This is a genomic window from Shewanella sp. M16, assembly GCF_018224605.1.
Taxonomy (GTDB): Bacteria; Pseudomonadota; Gammaproteobacteria; order Enterobacterales; family Shewanellaceae; genus Shewanella; species Shewanella oncorhynchi.
The window spans coordinates 156,180-179,158 of the sequence record NZ_JAGTUL010000001.1 but is presented as its reverse complement, the minus strand read 5'-3'; the positions used below and the strand labels follow the sequence as shown (position 1 = coordinate 179,158).

Below are 22,979 nucleotides of genomic sequence, written 5' to 3'. Positions count from 1 at the left end.
TCTCTCAACGATCTAGTGACCAAAGTAAAAGGTGATGTCTGCGCCAAGTTGCAGCGCGTTGCCACTAAGGGCATTGCCTAAGCTCAATTCCAGCTGTAGCTGTTGTTGCGGTGTGTGTTGATAAGCGAACTGATAGGTAGTTTCGCTCAATTCTTTTTGATAAATCTCGGCTATCACGCGATGGTGACTACTGAGTTCATACGCCGCCGCGATACCCACAAGTAATTGGGTTGATTGATTAAATTCATGGGTAAAACCTAAATTGGCATAGAGACTGACATCAGAATCGCCTAAGGTTTTGCCAAAAATGCCGAAGACTTCGGTGGCTAATTCGTTACTGGCATCGAGGTTTTTCTGCAAGTTGATTACCAGTGCGCTGTGCCAATCATCCTGTTGCTGCTCTGAATCTGAGTGGGAGTTTACGTTGAGCGGTAGCTTAATGCCGACTTCAGCTTGCTCCTCACGAATATCGTCATTGGCATTGGACGCTAATCCTAAATGCCATTCCCATTGATTGCGGCTGCAAGTCGTGGCCGCGTTTAATTGTGGGCGAGCATGATCCGACCTAGGTTGTTGCCAGCCCATTTCTAATTCACAGCGCTCCGCGAGGGCCGGATCATCTACTTCGAGATGGGATGCCGCTGCACTCATGCTGTAGTACAAGCTGATACTTGCACAGGATAAAGATCGCAAAATTGATGTGTTGTTTATGTAAGCCATATTTAGGCTCCTCAGATGTAAACCCATAGGTGTAAATCCATAGGGAAAACGAAGTCCACTGAGGCAAAAAACTTGCTTTGAGATGCAATAAATACACATAACTGAATCCCAGCAAAATGCTGGAATTGCTAAAGCGCAGCCATAGGCTCAGGCTTATTGTCTGTGATTGATATTTTGGGGGAGGCTGAGTGAAGAATGGTTCACACTACTACCCTGCTTAGCAGGTAGCAGCAAATATTGCGGGCTAGTGCTAGGCGTTAAATCCTGTCTTTTGGACAGGGCATCTACTGTCGCTTATGTGTGTGCCCACAGTGGGTCTCCGCAATGATTAAAGTCGCCACATTCTAAGGGACTGAAATGTAAAGTCAACCGCACATGTTATTACATATGTTTTTGTTTGAATTTACACTTTAAGTAAACGTTAGTTTTATGATCATTCTTGGGCTTGCGTGATTTTGTTGGGAGTGCTGGTGGTTTTGCGTGCCAACCATTGCTGTGTGATTGTTTGTTTTTTGGATGGTAGCGGTTAATTTTTGTTGTCGGATTTAACTGTGATATTGAATTGTGGTTTTTAACGGTATGACTTATTTCAGTAAGCTGTATTTGAGTCGCCAGAGATGAGTTAGCACTTTATCCATAATGGGGATTTGGCATTAGTGCACTTCGGGTATACCCTTGTCGTGCCTGCGGTGAGTCATTGTGCTCACTCAGATTAAGTCAGATTAAGTCAGATTAAGAGAGTTTGCTGTATTCAGATTTTGGGGGTATTAAGCTGTGGCACACAATATCGATGAGTTGGAATCAATGGCTGCACCTATCGATCATAAGTGCACCGCGAATATCAAGATCGCCAGTATCAATCTGTTTAACTTTATTGAGCCGCCTTTGGCTTACTATGATTTTGAAAATATCTATAGCCATGGGCAATGGCAGAAAAAGTGTCAGTGGTTGAGTGAGTTTCTCGCACATCGCCAGCCCGATATTGTGGGATTTCAAGAAGTGTTTAGCCCTGACCCGCTTAAGCGAATCGCTCGCGAGCAAGGTCTAGGGTATTTTGCGGTCGTTGATGAGCCAACTCTTATCAGTGATTACATTTATCGCAGCCCTGTGGTCGCGCTTGCCTCCCGTTATCCCATAGTGGAAATCAGCAGTGTCGAACCTGATGCGCGTTTAGTGGCAGCCATGGGATTATCGAGTGAATTTGCCTTTAGCCGTAAGGTGCTGCGGGCAACCGTTGAAGTGCCACACATCGGCAAGTGTGACTATTATGTGGTGCACTTTAAGTCAAAACGTGCCGGATTAGCGCTCGAGCCTAAGCTATTTGAACATCAGCCTCTCGGGCATCAGCCACTTAGTTTAGATAATTTAGCGCCCGCAGCGAGCATGAAACTGCATTCAGAAACCCAATTACTCACGGAGCAAGCCTTAGGTCGCTGGGCATCTACCATGCAGCGCGGCGCGGAAGCTGCGTTATTATTCAATGGCATATTGGTACGCAGGCAAGAATCTAAACATCCCGTCATAGTGATGGGGGACTTTAATGACAGTCTGACAATGGGCGCCTTAGATGCGTTAACGATACAGGGCGAGAGCATTCACAGTAATGACATTAAAGCCGCGGGCCTTGGGCATTTATCGGATGCGGCGTTAGCGGCGGTGTTTGCTCAGTATCAACTTAAGGATGCCTATGAGTTATTTATTGAAGCGAACTTGAGGGACAGTTTGACGGGCAATACCGCTTACCATAGGGAACACCGAGCGGCGACCCATTACTATGGCCCTAAAGGTTCAGTGCTGGATTATATTTTGCTTTCGAGTGAGTTTGATGCGAGCCATGGCCGCAGTTTAGCGCAAGTCGTAGATTATCAGACCTGCGATAGACACTTAGTCAGACCTGAATATGAACGCGACGCCTACAGTACTGACCATGCGCCCGTCATTGTTGAGTTAGCGCTACGTAGCTAAGTTCTCGTGTTTGCTTATTAATTCGTCTTATTTCAAATCATGTCAGTTGTCTTTATCGCGCATGCATCTTCTCGCTACGGTTTTGTTATCGTTGTTTCATTAACCATTCCAACATCATTTCGCATGAATATCATTCAGAATTAACCGTTAAAATAAGGTATGATCGGCCACCCGTGGATGATGGAAAATAAGCGCTGCGGCGCGTTCGGTACTCGCACTTAGGTGACATTGGGTATATCATCCGTTTCCCATTTTTTAGACAGCAGCCCTTTTTAGTGGCGGCACTATTTTTAAAGGCAACTATGGCTATCAGAATCAAACTTAAACCCGGCCGCGAGAAGTCACTCGAGCGTCGCCATCCTTGGGTATTTTCCAATGCTATTCATAACATTAAGGGAAAACCTGACGCGGGTGAGACAGTCGATGTGGTCGCGCATGATGGTCATTGGTTAGGTCGTGGTGCTTGGTCGCCTGAGTCGCAAATTCAAGTGCGGATTTGGACTTTCGATCGCGAAGAAGAAATTGATCGCGCGTTTTTTGCCAGACGTTTACAGCGGGCGCAAATCGGCCGTAACGATCTAATCCGCGAGCAAGGCTTAACAGGTTACCGTTTAGTGGCTGCTGAGTCCGATGGTTTACCTGGAATTACCATCGACAGATATGCCAATGTGCTGGTGTGTCAGTTACTGAGCACAGGTGCTGATTTATGGCGCGATACCTTAGTTGAGTTATTGGCTGAGCAATATCCTGATTGTGCTATCTATGAACGTTCCGATGTGGATTCCCGCAAGAAAGAAGGCCTGCTGCCTGTTACGGGTTTACTGCACGGTACGCTGCCAGAAATGCCGGTGATTATCGAAGAAAACGGCATCAAGATCTCCGTCGATGTGATCAAAGGCCATAAAACAGGTTTCTATCTCGATCAACGTGATAACCGCGCCATTGCCGCCCGTTTTGTGAAAGATAAATCCGTATTGAACTGTTTCTGCTACACAGGCACCTTTGGTTTGTATGCCGCGAAAGCAGGCGCTGCCAGCATTGAAAACGTCGATGTGTCTTCTCTAGCCTTGGCGACAGCGCGCCTCAATATGCAAGTGAACGGTTTGAGTGATGACAATGTGCATTACAACGAAGCCGATGTGTTCAAGTTGTTGCGCCAGTACCGTGATGAAGGCAAAACCTTTGATGTGATTGTGCTCGACCCGCCTAAGTTTGCCGATAACAAGGCACAGTTAAACGGGGCTTGCCGTGGTTATAAAGACATCAATATGATTGCATTGCAGTTGTTGAATCCGGGCGGCGTGTTATTGACCTTCTCTTGCTCAGGATTAATGCCTGCGGATCTGTTCCAAAAAATTGTGGCCGATGCCGCGCTCGATGCTAAACGTGAAATCCAGTTTATTGAACGCTTAAGCCAAGCGAGCGATCACCCTATCGGTAGCGCCTTCCCAGAAGGATTCTACTTAAAAGGTCTAGTCGCCAGAGCTTGGTAAGCCAAGCGTTTGATATAAGCTGTCTGCGATGGGCAGCTGAGTTAGATAACATTTAACTATAAAAAAGAGCTATAAAAAGAACCATAAAAAATGCCAGCCCTTTGAAAAAAGTGGCTGGCATTTTTACAGCGTATTTTGACAGTGTTTTTTACATCTGCAGCCGTGTGACTGGGATGTGAGTGTTAACGCTTAACTTATTTGGCGGTAAAGGTTTTTACGCCATCAGGGGTGCCAACGAGTAACACATCCGCCCCGCGTTTGGCAAACAAACCGTTAGTCACTACACCGACTATCTCATTGATCTGACTTTCTAATTCTTTTGGATTAAGGATCTTAAGATTGTACACATCGAGGATCACGTTGCCGTTATCGGTCACAACGCCTTCACGGTACACAGGATCGCCGCCAAGTTTAACGAGTTGACGCGCCACATAAGAGCGTGCCATCGGAATGACTTCTACGGGTAGTGGAAATTCGCCTAGTATGTCGACTTGCTTAGTGTTATCAACGATACAGATAAACTTCTCAGCCACAGCCGCGACAATTTTCTCGCGAGTTAATGCCGCGCCGCCACCTTTAATCATATCCATGCGGTCGTTGATTTCATCGGCACCGTCCACATAGACAGATAAACGATCGACGCTGTTTAAGTCATAAACGGGAATACCCAGCGCTTTCATTTTCTGAGTTGATGCCTCAGAGCTAGAGACTGCGCCTTCGATATCGGCTTTCATGGTCGCCAGTGCATCGATAAAGTGATTCACAGTCGAACCCGTACCAACACCAACAATGCTGTCTTTTTCAACGTACTTAAGTGCGGCCCAACCGGCAGCTTTTTTCATTTCATCTTGAGTCATGTTGACATCCTGTAACGGCAAATGAGTAAAAAATTCTGGGCTTAGTATACTCTTTTCCGATAAATAATGTGGCGCAATTCCACCGTGGGTGTGATCTAGATTGCTGGCATTTTCACATTAGCAAGCAGTCCCAATAACGTAAGTAACTTAAGCAGTTAAGTTGGAAAGCATTTCGCTATACGCAACTAATCTAACTAAGCTACTATGGCAAAAGTAGAATGATTTATTGAGGATTTAGCATGGCAGGAGCGAGTTTATTAACCTTACTTGACGATATCGCATCGATTTTGGATGACGTAGCGGTAATGAGTAAAGTGGCGGCAAAGAAAACCGCGGGTGTACTGGGGGATGATTTAGCCCTCAATGCCCAGCAAGTGACGGGCGTAAGCGCCGATCGTGAATTACCCGTCGTGTGGGCGGTGGCCAAGGGATCATTCCGTAATAAGTTGATTTTAGTGCCAGCAGCAATGCTTATCAGCGCTTTTATTCCCTGGGCTGTCACCCCTTTATTAATGTTTGGTGGACTGTTTTTATGTTACGAAGGGTTTGAAAAACTGCATCACAGCTATAGCCATAGAAAAGGCCAGCAACAACACGAAACCCAAGTAGAGAATGAGTTACCTGAGATTAAAGATTTCGCCGCCTACGAGGCCGAAAAAGTCAAAGGGGCGATTCGTACCGACTTTGTGTTATCGGCGGAAATTATTGCAATTACCCTTGGTATCGTGGCGGACAAATCTCTATCGACACAGTTTTTTACGTTAGCTGTCATTGGGATCGTCATGACCATAGGCGTGTATGGCTTAGTGGCGGCAATTGTGAAAATGGATGATGCGGGTTTGTACTTGAGTCAACGTGAAGGTGCCTCTGTATTAACTCAAATGAACCGTAAATTAGGTTTTGGTTTATTGAGCGCAGCTCCCGTATTAATGAAAAGTTTAACGATTATTGGCACTGCAGCCATGTTTATGGTGGGCGGTGGGATTTTAACTCATGGCCTACACCTAGTCGGCGAGCAAATCCACCATGCTGAACAAGCGGTTGCTGCCATTGGTGTTGTTGGACCTGTGTTTGCTGTGCTGACGCCAAGTATTCTTAATGGCTTATTTGGTGTCGTTGCTGGCGCTGTTGCACTTATTGCGATGACAGGAATACAGAAATTGCGTAGTTAACTAGCTGCGCGCATCAACCATCAAGGATGAGCACGATGAAGTTAATGAAGTACTGTGTCTCCCCGAGTAAGCTGGCTTGGTTACGTAAAGAGTTTGGCAAAGATGCCGATGGGTTAATGGCGGCAATGGATGCTGCTGGCACGGCTTATCTTGATAACCTCAATGCCTTGACCGAGCTGCAGAAAAGTGAGCAGGTATCGGCCAAGGCTGAAAATGCAATTAAAGCTAAAACTCAACTTCAAGCGCAGCGTCAGTGGGCATATTTGTGGCTGCAGCAACGTATCGCTTTGACTACACGTATTGATGATATTGAACTTGCAGCGTTAGCAGCTTTTGAATTTCAACATGTCCGCATCGAGGTAGTTGAGCCGTCGGAGTTTAATACAGTATTAGCACTATTACAGGCTGAGCAAGTCTTAGGTTTTGATACTGAAACCCGTGCAAGCTTTGAGCGCGGCGTGCAACATCCCTTGAGTCTTATTCAAATCGCGACAGTGGATACCTGTTATTTATTTCAGCATGCCATTTTGGGTGAGCAATTCACCCAGTTAAAAGCCTTATTAGAAGATGAAACCATACTCAAAGTCGGGGTTGGTTTACGCAGTGATGCACACGCTCTCAGGCGGCAATGGGGCATTAATGTCGCCTCAACATTAGATTTAAATTGGGCACTGGCTCAACTTGGAGCGGAGAAGGAAATGGGGACGCGCCAGTTAGTTGCGGCGCTTTTGGGTGTACGTATCGACAAACCTAAAAAAGTCACCTTATCGAATTGGCAGCACGTGCCGTTATCCAGTGCGCAAATTCATTATGCCGCCGCCGATGCCTTGGCCGCACTCAAATGCTTCAACGCGTTAATCACTCAACTGACACCCTTTTATCATGCATCGAGTGCCGCAAAAGCCGCATTATCAATTCCTTCAAGTTTGATAGTGCCATTGGCGAAATATTTTAAGGATGCAGAATGAAACACAAAACCCAAGATGCCGCAAAAGTTAAAATCATGTCATTACATTCGGATGCGAGCTCACAAGGCACCAGTACTTTAGGTTTGATTTACCGCGTACTTGGCATCTTGCTTCTGTTAAGTGTTATCACTTTTGGGATTAATGCTTGGGCATAGATAGCGGTATTGCCAGCAGTCGAAAATAAAGGAGAACACTATGTTAGATGCTATTTGTGAACTCGAAACAGAGGATCATTTAATTGCGAGAACGACTTATAGTGTTTTTAAGTTTCAACAATTACCCGATGAGGATATCGAGCGTTTGCGGCAATGGTTAATTTGCCCCGCCTGCGGTGGTAAAGCATATTTCCGTAAAGCCTCAAAAGACGGTAAAGCCGCTTGTTTTGGCTCGCGATATCACCAAGCTGATTGCATTGAATTTAAACCTTCGGCACAAAAATCCCGTGAAGAACAAGATGCCCTCGAAGTGCAGCAACAGCTGGTGGATGCCGATGCGTTAATGATCGATTTTAGCCGTAAACCTCGTCGCCATACGCCTGCAAACAAAGTTTCGACAACACAGGCATTAAGCGGCAAGACTGAGCCAACGCCTAAATTGTCCTCTATGCCTGAGTCATCGAAAGCGTCTGTTGCATCGTCAGTGGATGATCGGATACAAGAGTCGAAAACAGGCTACCAAGTTAACACCGCTGAACATACCACTGAAAAACGAGTGCCTAGCCAAGGGCTCGAAAAGTTACTCCACAGTTTATTGCGCGGTACAGATTTAGCAAAATCAGATCTCTGGGTATACACAGACGCTGAGCGAAAATACCGTTGGCGGGCGAAGAACCTGTTTGTCAATTTTGCCGATGCGGACCCAAGCGATAATAAACCCCGCATGTATTGGGGCACGATATCCCACACTGACCCGACGATGAGTTGGCTTAACCCCGCCGACAGCAAAGATATCGGCATTCCTATCGATGGGATAAAGCAACCATTATTAGCGCAATTTGAAATAGAAGATAAACGCTGCTTTGAAGGTGCGGGTTTGATTTTATTTGGTAAATGTTTTTGGAATAAAGAAAAGACCCGCAAAATTATTCAGCTATGGAATAACGATTTGCAGCGGATTTTTATCTCAAAGTTGGAAGATTAATTGGCTTTGGGGAGAGAAACTAAAAAGAGGGGAGAAAAGGGGCGATTCCCGACGCACAAAAGCGTTACAGCAAAAGTCCCTATCTATATACGCTGATGAAAGCGCTTACTTGCCGCAGCACTTCTTGAATTTTTGACCGCTACCACAAACGCAAGGCTCGTTACGATTCGGTTTTTTCTCGAAAGTCGTGGTCTTAGGCTTATTTAATAAACCTTCTAATTCAACAATATCTTCAGCGACGTCGGCATTGACTTCGATATTGGCGAACAGCTGGTGTTCGGCAACAATCGCGGCAACTTCGAGTTTACGCGCTTCGTCGGCAACAATTAATTGTAATGGTAATGCTTCTGTACCCGGTTTAGCGGCACGCTTAGTGTTGTAGCCATAGCTTTCGTGCTTCGGCTTAGGGGTTTTACGACCCTTGAAGAAAAATTTGTCAGACATGAGTGGTTCCGTCGAGCTGTGTATGAAATTGACGATGCTTATACTATAAAACGCCGATTTTATAAATCGAACTCAGATCTTTTTTCGATAAATGCGCGTCTTTAACCCTTAAGCACCTCAAAATGGCCGAAACGGCACACTTATTCGACGTCATCAAACTGATTTGTTGTGGGATCATTTAGTCGAGTTACTATTAACCTATGGGCTCTAAACTAAGTATCTACTACGTCATTAAGCTAATATGCGATGGCTTTTTAATCTCAGTGGCAGTTAAATCAACAGCAATAGCCTAACTTGTTTGAAAAACCTTCAGTTAATGAGTTTTGCCATAAAAAGTACTTTACCTTTGGAAGTGCTTTTAGCATAATGCCCCACGTCAACAGGGGTGTAGTTCCAATTGGTAGAACAGCGGTCTCCAAAACCGATGGTTGCGGGTTCGAGTCCTGCCACCCCTGCCAAATAAAACAACGGCTTGCATAGAAATATGCGAGCCGTTTTATTTTGTGTTGAATAAAGCGTAAAAAATGATTTTGCTTGGATTGAATAACTTGCCATTTTTTAACGCTACCAATTGCTGGTACTATTTCCATTTTTCTGTCGTAACCCTCCACATAACTGCGGTAGTAGGCTCATTTGCTGTCAATGCTTGTTCATCAAATAGGTTGTTGGCGAAGTCACTAATCCGCCAGTTTTTAGCTTGATAATCGACGCTAAAGCGAGTTACCACATAATCATCTGCAACTGTTATCGCCGTTATAAATTGAGCTGCCTGTGCTATCAAAGTCTTGGCTGTGTTCGAAATAAGATAGGCCAATCAGAGCCACGGTTATTTAAATCAAAACGGTATTTCTCCCATCTAAAATTTACCAATGTGTGACTGTTTGTGCCGTTACCTGTGTAAAAGTTTGCATTGAACCTTTGTCCGTCATGAACCCGCAGTACATTGATTAAGCCTATTAGCCGTCAGAAATGGTTATTCCACGACACTTTATTTTTTGTTCATCTTTGGGAGCTTAGTTCCAAAATCTAAGATTTAGTTTGAATTGAAGGTCATAACAGTACAACATAAGGGCTATATTGAATGCATCTTAAGTGTGTTCATCATCGTTCTGCTACTCGGCTAACAACTATGCTAAATATTGATGATCCTACACAAACCGAACGTACTCATGCGTTATGGCGCTTAGGCTTTAGACCTTTTTTCCTTGGGGGAGCAATATTAGCTGCGCTATATGTCCCTTTGTGGCTATTAACTTGGTTTACTCCCCAATATAGCTTTTTCCCTTCATCCTTTTGGAGCAAGATATTGCCGCTATGGTGGCATCCACATGAAATGCTGTTCGGTTTCGCTATGGCAATTGTGTGTGGATTTTTGCTGACTGCCGTTCAAAATTGGACCAACCAACCCACATTAAAGGGATGGCCACTCGCATTGACCTTTAGCTGCTGGTTACTGGCACGATTATTACTCTTACTCCCAATGCAAGTTCCGCTCATTTTGCCTGCCTTTTTTGATTCATTGTTCCTTGGTATGGCAAGCCTTACTTTATGGCGCTGCATTTATAAGGTGAAGCAATGGCGCAATATTGGTTTTCCGATCATGTTGTTTGCCGCACTCGTGATTAACAATGTCAGCTATTACGCTTTATTTGAACGCGACTTTATTCTTGCCAACCAGATCTGGCAGGCGATGTTATGGTGGTTAGCCTTACTTATCACCATAGTCGGTGGGCGTGTCATTCCATTCTTTACCGCGATGCGCATTAAGGCCACTAAAGCAGATCCCTTAACTTGGATTGAATACCCGCTGATCCTGACGATGATCTTGCTCGTCATTCAATCACTCATCCACCTTATACCTCTGGAAGTCGAGCGAGGTTTACTGCTCATTGCGGGGCTCTTGCAGATGGTCCGATTTGCACGCTGGTTACCCCATAAAACACTTAAGGAACCTATGTTGTGGTCCTTGCATCTTGCCTATTTAATGTTGCCACTCAGCCTGTTAGCCATGAGTTGGTATCTCGATAATGAATATGCCTATCGTAGTTTGCTTCACCTATTTGCTATTGGTTGTATGGCTACCCTGTGTCTTTCGATGATTTCCAGAGTGTCACTCGGGCACACAAGTCGAAATATTTATGAGGGCCCTAAGATGATCTTGGCATTTATTTGCCTACCGTTAGCGGCACTGCTCAGGGCGCTAATGCCCATCTGGTTTCCGGCCCACACCCAAGTCTGGTTATGGTTGGCTGGCAGTTGCTGGTTTATCGCATTTGCACTGTTTGTATGGCATTACTTGCCGATACTTTCTCGCCCCCGTATTGATGGGCGCCCAGGTTAATATTGATGTTAGGACAAAAGGATACAAAGTGAAAACTTATTTTAAAACAGTCACATTGCTAAAAATGATTTGCTTGCTCGCCATAACTACATGTACATCTGTAGCGGCTTCCGATACTAGCAATCAACAAAAATACCCTAACCAATATCATTCTTGGCAAGCGACCTCTGAACAGGTCGAGCGTGAGGATATGCTCGCCAATTATCCCGCCAGCATCATACTCTGGGCAGGATCTTCCTATGCCAAAGAGTACCATAGCCCACGTGGGCACCATTTTGCCGTTGCTGATGTGACGCATACTTTACGTACAGGTGTCCCCCCTAAGGCAGGAGAGAAAGGATTATCCGCCAGTTGTTGGACCTGCAAGACACCGGATGCCCCTAGATTGATTGAACAACTGGGATTTGAAGGATACTCCGCTAAAAACTTTACCGATCTGGGCAAAGAGATCCAAAGCGTAGTGTATTGCAGTGATTGCCATGAATCTGGCACTAATAAGTTAACTTTACCTCGTCCTCATGCCCAAGAGGCTATGGCTAAAATTCACCTGCCATTCGATAAACAAGATACCGATATGCAAGGTGCACAGGTATGTGGTCAATGTCATGTCACTTACTATTTCCGTCCGGAAAAAAGTAATGTTGTTAATATTCCCTGGATTTTTGGCAGCACAGCCGACGATATTGAAAAATATTATGACACTCGCCGCTTCTTCGAATGGATCCATCCTCTTTCGAAAACGCCCATACTCAAAGCACGTCATCCTGAGTTTGAACACTGGAGTCGCAGTAAACATGCCGAAGTCGGTGTCACTTGCATTACCTGCCATATGCCTACCCAGCAGGATGCAAAAGGTGTTGAATTTACTAGCCATAAAGTTGATAAAGCCTTACCGCATTTTGATAACAGTTGCAGTGGCTGCCATAGCAGTAAAACCAAAATTGAAACCAAGCTCGCGGCCAATAAATTAACGATTGAGACCAAAGCTCGCGAAGTTGAAGCTCTGCTCGTCAAAGCCCACTATGAAGCCAAAGCGGCATGGGATGCAGGTGCTAAATGGGAGAATATGAATGAGCCAATTATGGCGATACGACACAGTCAGTGGCGCTGGGACTTTGCCATGTCTTCACATGGTTTGTATGCACATAATCCACAAGAAGGTAAGCAGCTTTTAGATAAAGCCATCGAACAAGCGAACGAAGCACGTCATCTGCTCACTGGAATATTGAAGCAACTTAACGTGACTCAAGTTAGTTATCCAGATATCAGTACTAAGGAAAAGGCCCATCAAGCGATAGGGTTAGTTGAATCGGATTTAATCAAAGAAAAACAAAAGTTTATTGAAGATGATGTTAATAAAAACTGGCACCCTGTCGCAAAATATGGTTATTAGTTTATTAACGGGTGGCTGATAATTTGAGGGATTTTAAAGCTCAAAAGCGAGAGGAAGTTCGAGTATTTATGCTTTGATTCAGTGAGCGTTATGCCAACAAGGCTTGGTCGGTTCTACAGCGATGCTCATCTTATTTGCACGAGCAATAACTGCAGTCGAAATGATTCATGTCATTTCGGCTGCAGTACATAACTCATTGAGATGTGGTCAATAACGACAAATTAATCACTGTAATCTGTGTCTGACATCTGTAATTCAGTTTTCTAATGCGTAGAAAGCCGATCCTACTTTGAGGCAACTGATTGATGAAATTCTATTATCTTGGTTGGCTGCCAAAGTGATTGGTTTCGGTGCGAAACTAAAACCAATGTACAACTCTGTTCGCAAATAGCCTTGGCTACATGCTTTTCTGTCTCTTCATCCAATGCCGAGGTGGCCTCATCCATTATCAGAATCGGCGCATTTTTGATAAGCGCGCGTGCTAAGGCAAGCCTTTGGCGTTCCCCTCCCGATAACCCTGCGCCTTGCAGGCCGACTTCTTGGTAAATGCCCAGTTTTGATCTGTCTAATACTTCATCCAGCGCCACTTGGCGTGCCGCTTTATCTACGGCTTGATCGTCGGCATCAGGGTTACCAATACGAATGTTACTGGCAATGGTGCCTGTAAAGATGAGTGGATCCTGCGGCACATAGGCGAAAAAGCGGGCAAGTTCAGTTGCGGGAACTGACGTGAGCGGCACCTTGCCCAAAGTGATCAGGCCTAGGGTGGGATCATCAAAGCGCATCAATAGCTTAAGTAAGCTGGTTTTACCTGAACCGCTCGGGCCACAAATCAGTACGCGTTCACCTGGCTCGATAGTGGCATTGATATTTTGCACCGCAGGGGGAAATGTTACGTTATTCAATTCGATTGTATGATTGTTCGGTGTCTTTTGCTGCGCTTGGCTTGGCTCTTTGAGCGTTGGCGCATGAGTCGCTTGTCGATAGTGTTTAATAGCCGCTAGCTGATCATTAATGCTTATTGCCGCCACGGCGAGAGTCTCAAGTGGCGCCGCCGCGCGCATGGTCAACATCAAAACAGCGAGCAGCATTGTCGTATTGTTTATACCGGATAGCACCAGATAGAGTGCCATGCCTGCAATAGGTAAAAAGCTGGCGATAGCCGACAGTAATGTTGCTATAGCAGCGGCGCGATTAGTTCGTTCTAATGCGATTTCTTGTGTTTGCCAGTTTTGCTCTAACCGTGTTGTTGCGCCGCTATATCCTGCTGCTGTACGCAGTAACTCTAAGTGGTCGATCAGTTCAAGGGTTGACTGATCTGCTGCCAATTCAGTGTTGTTTCGGTCCATATCTGCGCGGGCAAGGGCTCGTTGCGACATACTCTGAATCACAAATGACACCAGCAACAAGCTAGCCAACATCAGTACCAGTGGTATGCCACCGATCAATCCTATGCCAAAGGTAATGCAGAGCGGAATAAGCGGTGCATGAATAAATACCTGAAATTGATGTGCCGGAATACTCATAAAGCCAGGAATACTTCGAGAGACAGTTTCTATGAGTAGTGTCCTGACACTCGGTGTAAACCAAGAGAGTTTAGCTTGTTGCATGGTCGTGCCTAATGCACTGTAGAGCGCATTGGCCAGCCTTGCGCCAGCCCAAAAACCTGAACGCGAAGCCAGTATTGTAGTGAGTATGGTTATTGCGGCAATCGATAGCACTTTTTGCGGTGATTGCTGCTCAATAATGGCTAAAGCCAGTTGAATGTAGCATGCGGCTTCCAATATGGCCGCCACAGCCCAACCGCAGGCAACAGGTATTAAGTGCTTTATGGCTGCGTAATCTTGGGGACGATTTATCATTGGCCTTCTCCTTCCCTGTGATGATGCTTGAGTGCGAGCTTGTCATCCGCCAGCTCGGCAAGCGTTAAGTCATGGGTGACCATCACAATGGTTTTGTGGTTTGTTTTTGCGTGATGGCGTAGTGCTGTGAACACGTTAAACGCCGTTTCGCTGTCTAGGGCCGATGTGGGTTCATCAAGCAATATCACCCTAGCAGTTGAAAGAAACACACGGGCAAGATTCACGCGTTGTATTTCACCGCCAGACAGTGTGCTTGCATGAGTATTTAAGGGTTTGTCCAATTGCGCGCAGTGTAATGCTGCTAAGTAATCGTCATCCGTGGCACAAGGTGCGGTGAGCGCGAGATTGTCGGCGATGGAGGTCGCCAGTAGTCCCGCACTTTGTGGTAATAGCATGATCGCGCGATTAATCGAGGCTTCATCCATCTCTTTGAGTGCAATACCAGCGAGTCGAATATCTCCGGCATTTAGCGGCTCCATGCCAGCTAATAAGCGCAGTAATGTGGATTTGCCAACACCACTGATCCCTGTAACTGCCGTCACTCTGTCAGATCTAAATTGATAGTTAATGGGCACAGATTGATTGCTTGTAGACAGTGAAGGCACAACATTCGTGAGGGTGAGCGGCATAGGTGTATTAAGCTCAATATTGCCGCTACCAACAGGGACTCTCGACTGCTCAAGAAAATCAGTTAGCCGCTGAGCGGCAGCGCGGCCCGTGGCGAGATAATCTAGCCCATGCCCGAGCTTTAGGGCTGGCGTGACTATGGCCAGACTGAAGAACAAGGCTGCAGCAAGGTTTTCTGGGGGCCATTCATACCCGATGGCATAGACAATGGCAAAAGTACAGACAGCCTGCAGTAGTGATGTGGCCACGGCGACTGAAGTTGATACCTTGCTTACCCGCTCAAGAATATCCTCAATAAAATGTGTCGTTGCCTTTTGGTAATCGGCCATAGCACCAGTTTGTACGCCATAAATGCGAAATACAGGCGCACCACGGGCGTAGTCATCTACTGCTGCAGTGATATTTCCCATCACATTGACTCGTGCTTCCCCCTGTTTTGCTGCAAGCCTTGGGATCACCACCAAATAGAAAAGCGCTGCGACTAGACCTGGGATAAGGGCAAGTAATGCAACTAAGCCCGCGCTTAAGATCAGCAAACCAATAGTGATGGCAGGGACAATGATAAAGGTCGCTAACTCTGAGGGTAAATGCGCGATCATATGATGCAATGACGCTATGTCATCGACCATTAATCGCTTTAACTTTTCGCCCTTATATTTTGCCAAGGTACTTGGTGGCAGCCTGACAAGATGCGCTGCAACATGACGCCTTAATCTTCCAGAAAATTGCGCCTCAGCATTGTGGTTAACCCAAGATGCGCCAGCTGATAGCAACGCTGACGCGACCCCAAATATGAGCGCCCCCGCTAACCATAGCGAGTGATGGCCAGCAATAAGCTGTATTACGCACCAGAGTGCACTTAGTGCCATCACGCCAGCACCTGCCGCTAGCAGCATTCCGAAAGTGAGTGCGGGAATCGCCGGACGTAGGGCGAAGGCTAATGTTGAAGTGGGACTGAAAAGTCGCTGCATTTTAATGTTCACCTAAAAAATCGAAGTGGAACAGGCTGGGCTTCAGTCTGGAAAGTGTGATTAACACAAGGCCAATGAAGCGATGAAGTCTTGATATTGCAGAGTAAAAAATAGTCTGAGTGCCAGAGTTTATGGGCAAATGAACATCCACGAGCCAAATTCCTTGTTTCATAAAAATTGAACCGCCATGAGATGGCGACCATATTAAGCGGTCATTTTTATTTATCAACACAGCGTTGATAAATCTTTTGAACGGCGATAATATAATTGATAACTATTCTCATTGGCAACAAATCTTTCGTATAAGGAGTTATTACACATGCCCCGATTTGGTAAGTTTTACCCACAATCAAAGTGGGTTATCGGTTCTCTTGCGCTGGGGCTTAGCGCTATTTCAGGCTCAACTATTGCTGACAGTGGAACTGCTCCAGATAAGCAATCCAAGCAAAAAGATGCAGCGGGAAATATTGAAGTTATCACAGTTTACGGTCAGAAAATCGAGCGGACGCTGAAGGAAACGGCGAGCTCAGTGACAGTAATCACCGAAGAACAGTTGAGGAAAAATGTCGACCAATCAACGATTTCTGAAATTCTCGGCGGTACACCAAATTTAATTTATGCCGGAAATACCGATGCGCCCATTATCCGCGGTACGGATACCAAAGGGCCTGTAGCAGCGGGTAATGCCTACTTATCTAAGCCTGTACCCGGGGCTACTATCAGTGTTGATGGTAAATATCTGAGCCCCGCAGAACTGGATTTAGGCGCCGCAGGCGTGTGGGATGTGTCGTCTATTGAAGTCTACCGTGGTCCGCAAACGACCAGTCAAGGAGCCAACAGTATTGCTGGCGCTGTAGTTATCCATACCCATAACCCCACTTATACGCCAGAATTTGCAGCGCAAGCACTTTATGGCAGTCGGAATAAGCAGCGTTTTTCGGTTATGGCATCTGGTGCGCTCAGTAATGACTTTGCCGCAAGAATTAGCGCAGATTACAGTGCTAGAGATACCTTTGTTGATTACGTTAACCCAGAGTTTACTGCCCATGATTTGGATTTTGAGTTTAAAAACCAAAATCTACGGGCGAAGTTGCTATGGGAACCCGAAAAATACAGCAACTTTTCCGCCATGCTGACTTATTCCTCCACGGAGGCTAAACGTCCCAGAAATGAGGTGGTATCAGAACCCTATGATGACTTAGAAAATCGTTCAATTTTTCAGGATAATCAAGAAGTCAGTAATCATGTCGGGATTTTTGATCTTGAATATGTGTTCGACAATGGGATGAAGTTACATAACCAACTGCAGTATTCAGAAGGGCAGTTTGATTATCGATTTGCAGCACCTTATCAAGGGATCGCAAAACGAGATAATGAAAACTTTTCGAATGATATAAGGCTGAACTTTGGTGACAAGAGTTCAGAGTTTAGTGGGGTTGCCGGTGTCTTCTACTGGGATGATAAAACCAACAACAAGCTGAACAACGTATTTGGTAATGCCGACGCCGACCTGAGACATACCAGTTTTGCCCCCTACGGTGAAGTCATATGGCGCTTCTCACCTAAGTGGGCATTCACCAGCGCACTCCGTTATCAGTCTGATGAAATTAGCCACGATGGTATTGCCAGCTACATCCCAAACGTGCGTCATCAATATGAAGAGACGTTTACGGCGTTATTACCTAAGGTTGCCCTGTCCTATGATCTGACAGATAACGTCTTGGTCGGCGCTACGATCAGTGAAGGTAACATTCCTGGGGGCACAGGCATTAACTTCCGCGGCGGCGAATATTATACATTCGATGCCGAATCGGCATGGAACTATGAACTTTTTACCCGTATCGATCTGCTTGAACAGCGCTTAATCATAAATAGCAATCTCTTTTACACCCGCTTTAAGGATTCACAACGTTCTGTTACTGATTACCTCGATGGACGTCCCTTTGGTTCTGTCATTATTAATGCCGATGAAGCGCAAAGCTATGGGATTGAATTAGATTGGAACTTTAAAGTGGTTGATAGTTTTAGCCTATATGGTGGGTTGGGTTTACTTGAAACTGAGATAAGTGAATTTAATGACTACCGTGGCGAGGAGTTTGTCGGCAACGAGTTTAGTAAAGCGCCAGGATATATGTTCAATGTTGGGTTTGACTATTCAATCACAGACACTATCAAAGTGAGCGGTGATGTGCGCCATACGGATGGATACTTTTCAACGGATACCAATGAGCCTGAGTTAAGAGTGGGGTCTTACACAACGGTAAACCTGAATTCTTCCTATCAAATCAACCAATATTTTGAAGCCTTTGTTTATGCACGCAATTTGCTGGATGAACGTGCACCCGTGGCAAAAATGGCTGACAGAAGTACCGGAGGCGTGGATGCATATTTACTTGAACCACGAGAAATAGGCGTGGGCGTTAGGGCGAAGTTTTAGCGGCTAGCTTCTACCCGCTGTATTGGGTATTGCCATGCAGCGGGTAGCAAGAGCGGTTAGAATGGCTTTTTTGCCTTGGAAACCTTATCGATATGACACAAGTACCGGATCAACCCACTCAAAAACGCCAGCGTGGCAGACCTAGTCGTATTTCCCGTGAGGCTATCGCCAGAGCTGCGTTGGAGATTGGGGTTGATCAAGCGACTATCCCAGCTATAGCGGCGCATTTAAAGGTCGATCATTCTTCCCTCTACCATCACGTAACAGGTCGAAATGATGTTATCTCCATTGCCGCTGAGCTTGCAATTAATGAGCTGGACTGGCGAGCGCCAGCAGCCACCGATTGGCGGAGTGAATTGATCATATTGACCGATGCCATTTGGGCACTGTATGAGCGTCATCCTGGCCTCGCTGAATCTATTCATCAGGCCAGTGTTACGCCGTCATCGGGTATACGTTCTTTTGCTGAATCGGTCGAAAAGCTGCAACGCAAAGGCTTCTCCCTCGATGAAGCAGTGCTGGCCGTTGATATCTTAGTTGACATGGTGGGGGAGTGCTTTTTGGGATGGTGGTCAACCACTAAACCAGAAGCCGATGGTCGGACACGTAAAGAGCGAATTATCGCAATTTGGGAAGATGAAGCCACCAAGCTCCCTGATAAAGCTGAGCAGATAAATGCGATGGTAGACATTATGAAGGTGGGCGCTCGCAAATGGTGGGAGCGAAAACGTGACTTAGTGTTAGCGGGTATTGCCGTTACCCATGCCCAAAAGGCAGGGGGATCTGATAAGGCTCAAACATAGCGCGTCGATATGAAAACCTCATAGCGGCTGCAGATTAGTACAAGATTTATTGCGTATAGGAAGTATCAGTTTGTGAAGGTGGTTTATGCACTGACGTGCTTTTTTGTGCTTTGTTTTGCCTCATTGCTGCTAGGCGCAAAGTATGCCTCTGTGGCGCAGATGCTGACGTTATCGGATGATGTTTGGTTGGTGTTATCTGCTAGTCGTCTGCCGCGGCTCTTTGCCTTGATTTGCTCAGGTGTCGGGCTCGCAGTCTGTGGCGTGATATTACAGCAGATTGTGCAAAACAAGTTTGTTGAACCTGCTACTTGTGGCGGGCTTGATGCCGCCAAACTAGGCATATTAATTTCAATCATTCATGCCCCGAGTATGGGGGTTACCGCCAGAATGTTGGGGGCTTTGGTTTTTTGCCTGCTTGCGAGCTTAGCCTTTATTCTGATTATTCGTGGTATTCGGTATAAGAGTCCGGTGCTCATTCCAATTATTGGGATTATGTTTGGCAGTGTACTCAGTGCGATAGCGGAACTTTATGCTTATCAAAACAATATGATGCAGAGTATGCAGGGATGGATGCTGGGTGATTTTTCAAAAATCGTGCAGGGCAACTACGAAATCATCTATCTGATCCTTCCCGTGGTCATACTGACCTACCTTTATGCACAGCGCTTTACCATAGTGGGAATGGGCGAAGGCTTGGCTACCACACTAGGCCTGAGTTATTTCAACCTAGTTATCTTAGGGTTAGTGCTGGTTTCCCTGACTATAGCGACCACAGTTATCACAGTCGGGAGCATTCCATTTATTGGTTTGATTATTCCTAATCTTGTCGCTATGCGTTACGGCGATAATTTAAAACGTACCTTGCCTATTATCGCCTTTGCTGGCGCAACGCTTCTGATTATCTGTGACTTGCTTGGTCGGATTATTTTGTATCCCTTTGAAATTCCTATAGGTCTAACGGCAAGCTGTTTAGGTGGACTCATATTTTTAGTTATCGTTTGGAAAATCAAATGAAAGACAGTGCATGGCGTTTTTTGAGCTGGGGGCTGCCTATTATGTTGGCAGTCACATTTTTATTGATGGGCTCAGGCTTTGATTTTGACTATGTCATACCGAATCGATTGGTGCGTTTGGGCACTATTTGCCTTGGTGGTGTCTGTATTGCGTTTTCTTCGATACTGTTTCAGACCTTAGCCGGAAATCGCATTTTAACGCCATCTATCATGGGGTATGAAGGGGTTTACTTGATTTTGCAGGCTCTGTTGATCCTTATCTTAGGGACGGGCAGCAGTATTCTGATCACCGCTAACAGCAATTTCTTTGTCTCAGTCGTGGTGATGTTGCTTTACTCAATGGTGATTCACCGCTGGCTATTTAGTGGAGATCGACATGATGTGTTCTTCCTACTGCTTGTGGGCTTAGTGCTCACTGTGGTGTTAGGCAGTTTTACTCAGTTAATCCAATATTCTATCAGTCCAGGTGAGTTTTCTATTTTCCAGAGCTACAGCTTAGCGTCGTTCAACCGCGCTCAACCAGAGCAATTGCTTATCTCTCTAGTACTTGTCAGTGCCGTGTGTATTGCCGCTTGGAGAGTGCGTGCTGTACTTGATGTATTACTGATGGGGCGGGAGCAAGCTATCTCTCTTGGTATTGATTATCAAAAAGTGGTGCGCCTGCTATTGGGTCTTATCGCGGTATTGGTCGCAATATCAACCAGTTTAGTGGGGCCGACTGCTTTTATGGGGATATTTGTCGCGAACATGGCCTATGCACTGGCAAGGCATCCGTCGCACTCATTTACTTTGATAACAGGATGCGCCGTTGCTATCTCGGTTTTTCTAATCGCGCAAATGCTCGTTGAGCATCTGTTTAATTATCAAACCAGTGTTGGGCTGTTAATTAATCTATTTTGTGGCGCCTATTTCTTTGTCTTAATTCTTAAACCTCGGAGCGCAGTGTGATAACCGTCAATAACTTATATCAGTCTTATGGCGCGAAACCTGTGCTAAAAAATGTCACTGCACAATTTCCCGAACATCAGATGACTTCTCTTATCGGCCCTAACGGTGCCGGCAAAAGTACCTTACTGATGTCGATTGGTCGGTTACTGAATATCCAGCAGGGCGAGGTATTACTCAAAGGTACTGCTATCCACAATATTCCCTTGAAGGATTATGCCAAGCAAGTGGCAACCATGCGTCAGTTTAACAGCCTCAATTTACGCCTGACGGTCAGGGAGTTAGTGGCATTTGGTCGTTTTCCCTATAGCCAAGGGGCACTCACAAAGGAAGATCATCGCGCCATTGATGAAGCGCTGTCGTTTTTAGCTTTAGAGTCATTAGCCAATGTATTTATTGATGAACTTAGCGGCGGACAACGCCAAATGGCTTTTCTGGCAATGGCGATTGCGCAGCAAACGGATTATTTATTGTTAGATGAACCGCTCAACAATCTGGATATGAAACATGCCGTTAGCATAATGCGGGCACTTCGCCATCTGTGTGACGATTACAAACGAACGGTAGTGTTAGTGGTTCACGATATCAATTTTGCGGCGAACTACTCCGACTATATTGTCGGCATGAAGCAAGGCGTTGTGCACTGCGCTGGACCCGTTGAAGAGGTCGTCACAGCACAAAGGCTAAAAGCACTGTACGAACTGGATCTTGAGGTGCTGAAAACGAGTCAAGGAACAGTATGTAACTATTTCAACTTCAACTTACAAGGAGAATACAAGTGACGTCGAAATGTAGAAGTGGGACTAAAGTGATAGCGATTCTGTTATTTAGCTCGGCTTTTTTGCTGGCCTGCGACAATAAAACCGAATCAGTACAGCTTGCATCATCGGATACGAGTGCTTCAACGGCTGAGTTGGAGTTTGCCCCGATAGAGGTAGAGCATAAGCTGGGCACTACTGTTATTACAAAACGGCCAGTACGTGTTGCGGCCCTAGATATGAATGAAGTCGACTATCTCGAACAGTTGGGTATTCCCATTGTCGGTATGCCAAAGGATTTTGTTCCTTACTACCTGAAAGACTACAGCAACAATAGTGATATCGTTGATTTAGGTGCTATCGTTCAACCCAATATGGAACGTATTTATGCACTTAAACCCGATTTGGTGCTGATGTCATCCGTTCAAGCTAGTCATTATCAAGCGCTTTCCAATTTGGCACCAACCATTCATTTGGATATTGATTATCAAGACAGCAACAGCGATTACTTTGATATAGTCACAAAACACTTATTGATGCTGGGTAAATTATTCGATAAGCAAACCTTAGCAAAACATAAAGTGGATGAACTGGAAACTAAGATCCAAGCCGCCAGAATGGTCATTAAGGACAGGCCAGAAAAAGCCTTGGTGGTGCTACATAATAATGGCGCTTTTCGATTTTTAGGTATTCGTTCTCGCTATGGTTTCATTTACAGTGCACTAGGGGTTAAACCCGCTAGCTTATCAGAGCAGATGGGATTGCACGGTCAACCTGTATCAAGCGAGTTTATTCTTGAAAACAATCCCGACATTATTTATGTCGTCGACAGAACCGCAGTGATGGAGCGAAGCCCTGTATTGGATAAACAGTCTATAGATAACCCTATATTGCGCGAGACTAATGCTTGGAAGACGGGGAATGTCATCTTTGTAGATCCAGAGGCTTGGTATATAACAGGGGCCGGAATAACATCCCTTAATATCATGATTGATGATGTGTTAAAGGGTTATGTAAAGTAGCAGACTGCAAATAGTCTATGGACGGCATAGCTAATGACTCATGAGATA

At 45.5% G+C, this 22,979-nt stretch carries 19 protein-coding genes and 1 tRNA gene; 15 read left to right on the top strand and 5 right to left on the bottom strand.

Going from position 1 to position 22,979, the window contains the following annotated elements; translation table 11 throughout:
* Positions 1–12: 12 nt before the first annotated feature.
* Positions 13–720 carry a hypothetical protein gene (locus KFE26_RS00810; protein WP_212599352.1) on the bottom strand — a complete coding sequence of 236 codons (708 nt, stop codon included), beginning with the start codon at positions 718–720 and terminating at the stop codon, positions 13–15.
* A 774-nt stretch (positions 721–1,494) separates the two neighbouring features.
* On the opposite strand from KFE26_RS00810, the gene KFE26_RS00805 reads away from it, so the two are divergent.
* Together KFE26_RS00805 and KFE26_RS00800 are read left to right on the top strand one after the other, a co-directional pair.
* A complete protein-coding gene (locus KFE26_RS00805) occupies positions 1,495–2,685 on the top strand; it encodes an endonuclease/exonuclease/phosphatase family protein (protein ID WP_212599351.1) in 1,191 nt (396 codons plus the stop codon).
* Positions 2,686–2,987: 302 nt separating this feature from the next.
* Positions 2,988–4,178: a class I SAM-dependent rRNA methyltransferase gene (locus KFE26_RS00800; protein ID WP_212599350.1), complete on the top strand. Its 1,191-nt coding sequence runs from the start codon at positions 2,988–2,990 to the stop codon at positions 4,176–4,178.
* A gap of 194 nt (positions 4,179–4,372) precedes the next feature.
* Here the strand turns inward: KFE26_RS00800 and rpiA are convergent, their stop codons facing one another.
* Positions 4,373–5,035 (bottom strand): ribose-5-phosphate isomerase RpiA, encoded by a 663-nt coding sequence (gene rpiA / locus KFE26_RS00795; protein WP_028761507.1) that lies wholly within the window; start codon positions 5,033–5,035, stop codon positions 4,373–4,375.
* 239 nt (positions 5,036–5,274) lie between these two features.
* Here rpiA and KFE26_RS00790 point away from each other — a divergent pair, with 239 nt between their 5' ends.
* The 4 genes from KFE26_RS00790 to KFE26_RS00775 are packed head-to-tail and all read left to right on the top strand — an operon-like array spanning position 5,275 to position 8,315.
* Positions 5,275–6,207, top strand: a complete 933-nt coding sequence (locus KFE26_RS00790; protein WP_105251669.1) for a DUF808 domain-containing protein — start codon at positions 5,275–5,277, stop codon at positions 6,205–6,207.
* Between the two features lie 35 nt (positions 6,208–6,242).
* Entirely contained in the window at positions 6,243–7,175 is a 933-nt protein-coding gene (locus KFE26_RS00785) for a 3'-5' exonuclease (protein ID WP_212599349.1), read from the top strand.
* Positions 7,172–7,330, top strand: coding sequence for a hypothetical protein (locus KFE26_RS00780; RefSeq protein ID WP_168822757.1), 159 nt, complete (start codon positions 7,172–7,174; stop codon positions 7,328–7,330). The genes KFE26_RS00785 and KFE26_RS00780 overlap by 4 nt, the downstream gene beginning before the upstream one ends.
* Before the next feature lie 40 nt (positions 7,331–7,370).
* Positions 7,371–8,315 (top strand): hypothetical protein, encoded by a 945-nt coding sequence (locus tag KFE26_RS00775; RefSeq protein WP_212599348.1) that lies wholly within the window; start codon positions 7,371–7,373, stop codon positions 8,313–8,315.
* Positions 8,316–8,420: 105 nt separating this feature from the next.
* On the opposite strand, the gene KFE26_RS00770 is transcribed toward KFE26_RS00775, so the two are convergent.
* Positions 8,421–8,759: a PBPRA1643 family SWIM/SEC-C metal-binding motif protein gene (locus tag KFE26_RS00770; protein ID WP_028761503.1), complete on the bottom strand. Its 339-nt coding sequence runs from the start codon at positions 8,757–8,759 to the stop codon at positions 8,421–8,423.
* Between the two features lie 381 nt (positions 8,760–9,140).
* Between KFE26_RS00770 and KFE26_RS00765 the strand changes: the two genes are divergently transcribed.
* The 3 genes from KFE26_RS00765 to KFE26_RS00755 all read left to right on the top strand — a co-directional run bounded on the left by KFE26_RS00765 (position 9,141) and on the right by KFE26_RS00755 (position 12,493).
* Positions 9,141–9,217 (top strand) — tRNA-Trp (locus KFE26_RS00765).
* A gap of 671 nt (positions 9,218–9,888) precedes the next feature.
* Positions 9,889–11,100 carry an NnrS family protein gene (locus KFE26_RS00760; protein ID WP_212599347.1) on the top strand — a complete coding sequence of 404 codons (1,212 nt, stop codon included), beginning with the start codon at positions 9,889–9,891 and terminating at the stop codon, positions 11,098–11,100.
* Positions 11,084–12,493 (top strand): ammonia-forming cytochrome c nitrite reductase subunit c552, encoded by a 1,410-nt coding sequence (locus tag KFE26_RS00755; RefSeq protein WP_212599420.1) that lies wholly within the window; start codon positions 11,084–11,086, stop codon positions 12,491–12,493. The genes KFE26_RS00760 and KFE26_RS00755 overlap by 17 nt, the downstream gene beginning before the upstream one ends.
* A gap of 284 nt (positions 12,494–12,777) precedes the next feature.
* Here the strand turns inward: KFE26_RS00755 and KFE26_RS00750 are convergent, their stop codons facing one another.
* The gene (locus tag KFE26_RS00750; RefSeq protein WP_212599346.1) at positions 12,778–14,355 is read right to left on the bottom strand and encodes an ABC transporter ATP-binding protein; all 1,578 of its coding nucleotides are present in this window, start codon (positions 14,353–14,355) and stop codon (positions 12,778–12,780) included.
* Positions 14,352–15,953, bottom strand: coding sequence for an ABC transporter ATP-binding protein (locus KFE26_RS00745; protein WP_212599345.1), 1,602 nt, complete (start codon positions 15,951–15,953; stop codon positions 14,352–14,354). The genes KFE26_RS00750 and KFE26_RS00745 overlap by 4 nt, the downstream gene beginning before the upstream one ends.
* A gap of 319 nt (positions 15,954–16,272) precedes the next feature.
* Between KFE26_RS00745 and KFE26_RS00740 the strand changes: the two genes are divergently transcribed.
* From KFE26_RS00740 to KFE26_RS00715, 6 genes are all read left to right on the top strand, one after another.
* On the top strand, positions 16,273–18,390 hold the full coding sequence (locus tag KFE26_RS00740; RefSeq protein WP_212599344.1) for a TonB-dependent receptor: 2,118 nt from the start codon (positions 16,273–16,275) through the stop codon (positions 18,388–18,390).
* A 92-nt stretch (positions 18,391–18,482) separates the two neighbouring features.
* A complete protein-coding gene (locus tag KFE26_RS00735; RefSeq protein WP_212599343.1) occupies positions 18,483–19,193 on the top strand; it encodes a TetR/AcrR family transcriptional regulator in 711 nt (236 codons plus the stop codon).
* A 72-nt stretch (positions 19,194–19,265) separates the two neighbouring features.
* A complete protein-coding gene (locus KFE26_RS00730; RefSeq protein WP_287480675.1) occupies positions 19,266–20,207 on the top strand; it encodes an ABC transporter permease in 942 nt (313 codons plus the stop codon).
* Positions 20,204–21,154: an iron chelate uptake ABC transporter family permease subunit gene (locus tag KFE26_RS00725; protein WP_041420603.1), complete on the top strand. Its 951-nt coding sequence runs from the start codon at positions 20,204–20,206 to the stop codon at positions 21,152–21,154. The genes KFE26_RS00730 and KFE26_RS00725 overlap by 4 nt, the downstream gene beginning before the upstream one ends.
* Positions 21,151–21,933, top strand: a complete 783-nt coding sequence (locus KFE26_RS00720) for an ABC transporter ATP-binding protein (protein ID WP_011791040.1) — start codon at positions 21,151–21,153, stop codon at positions 21,931–21,933. Before KFE26_RS00725 ends, KFE26_RS00720 begins: the two co-directional genes overlap by 4 nt.
* The gene (locus tag KFE26_RS00715; RefSeq protein WP_212599342.1) at positions 21,930–22,931 is read left to right on the top strand and encodes a siderophore ABC transporter substrate-binding protein; all 1,002 of its coding nucleotides are present in this window, start codon (positions 21,930–21,932) and stop codon (positions 22,929–22,931) included. The genes KFE26_RS00720 and KFE26_RS00715 overlap by 4 nt, the downstream gene beginning before the upstream one ends.
* Positions 22,932–22,979: the final 48 nt, after the last annotated feature.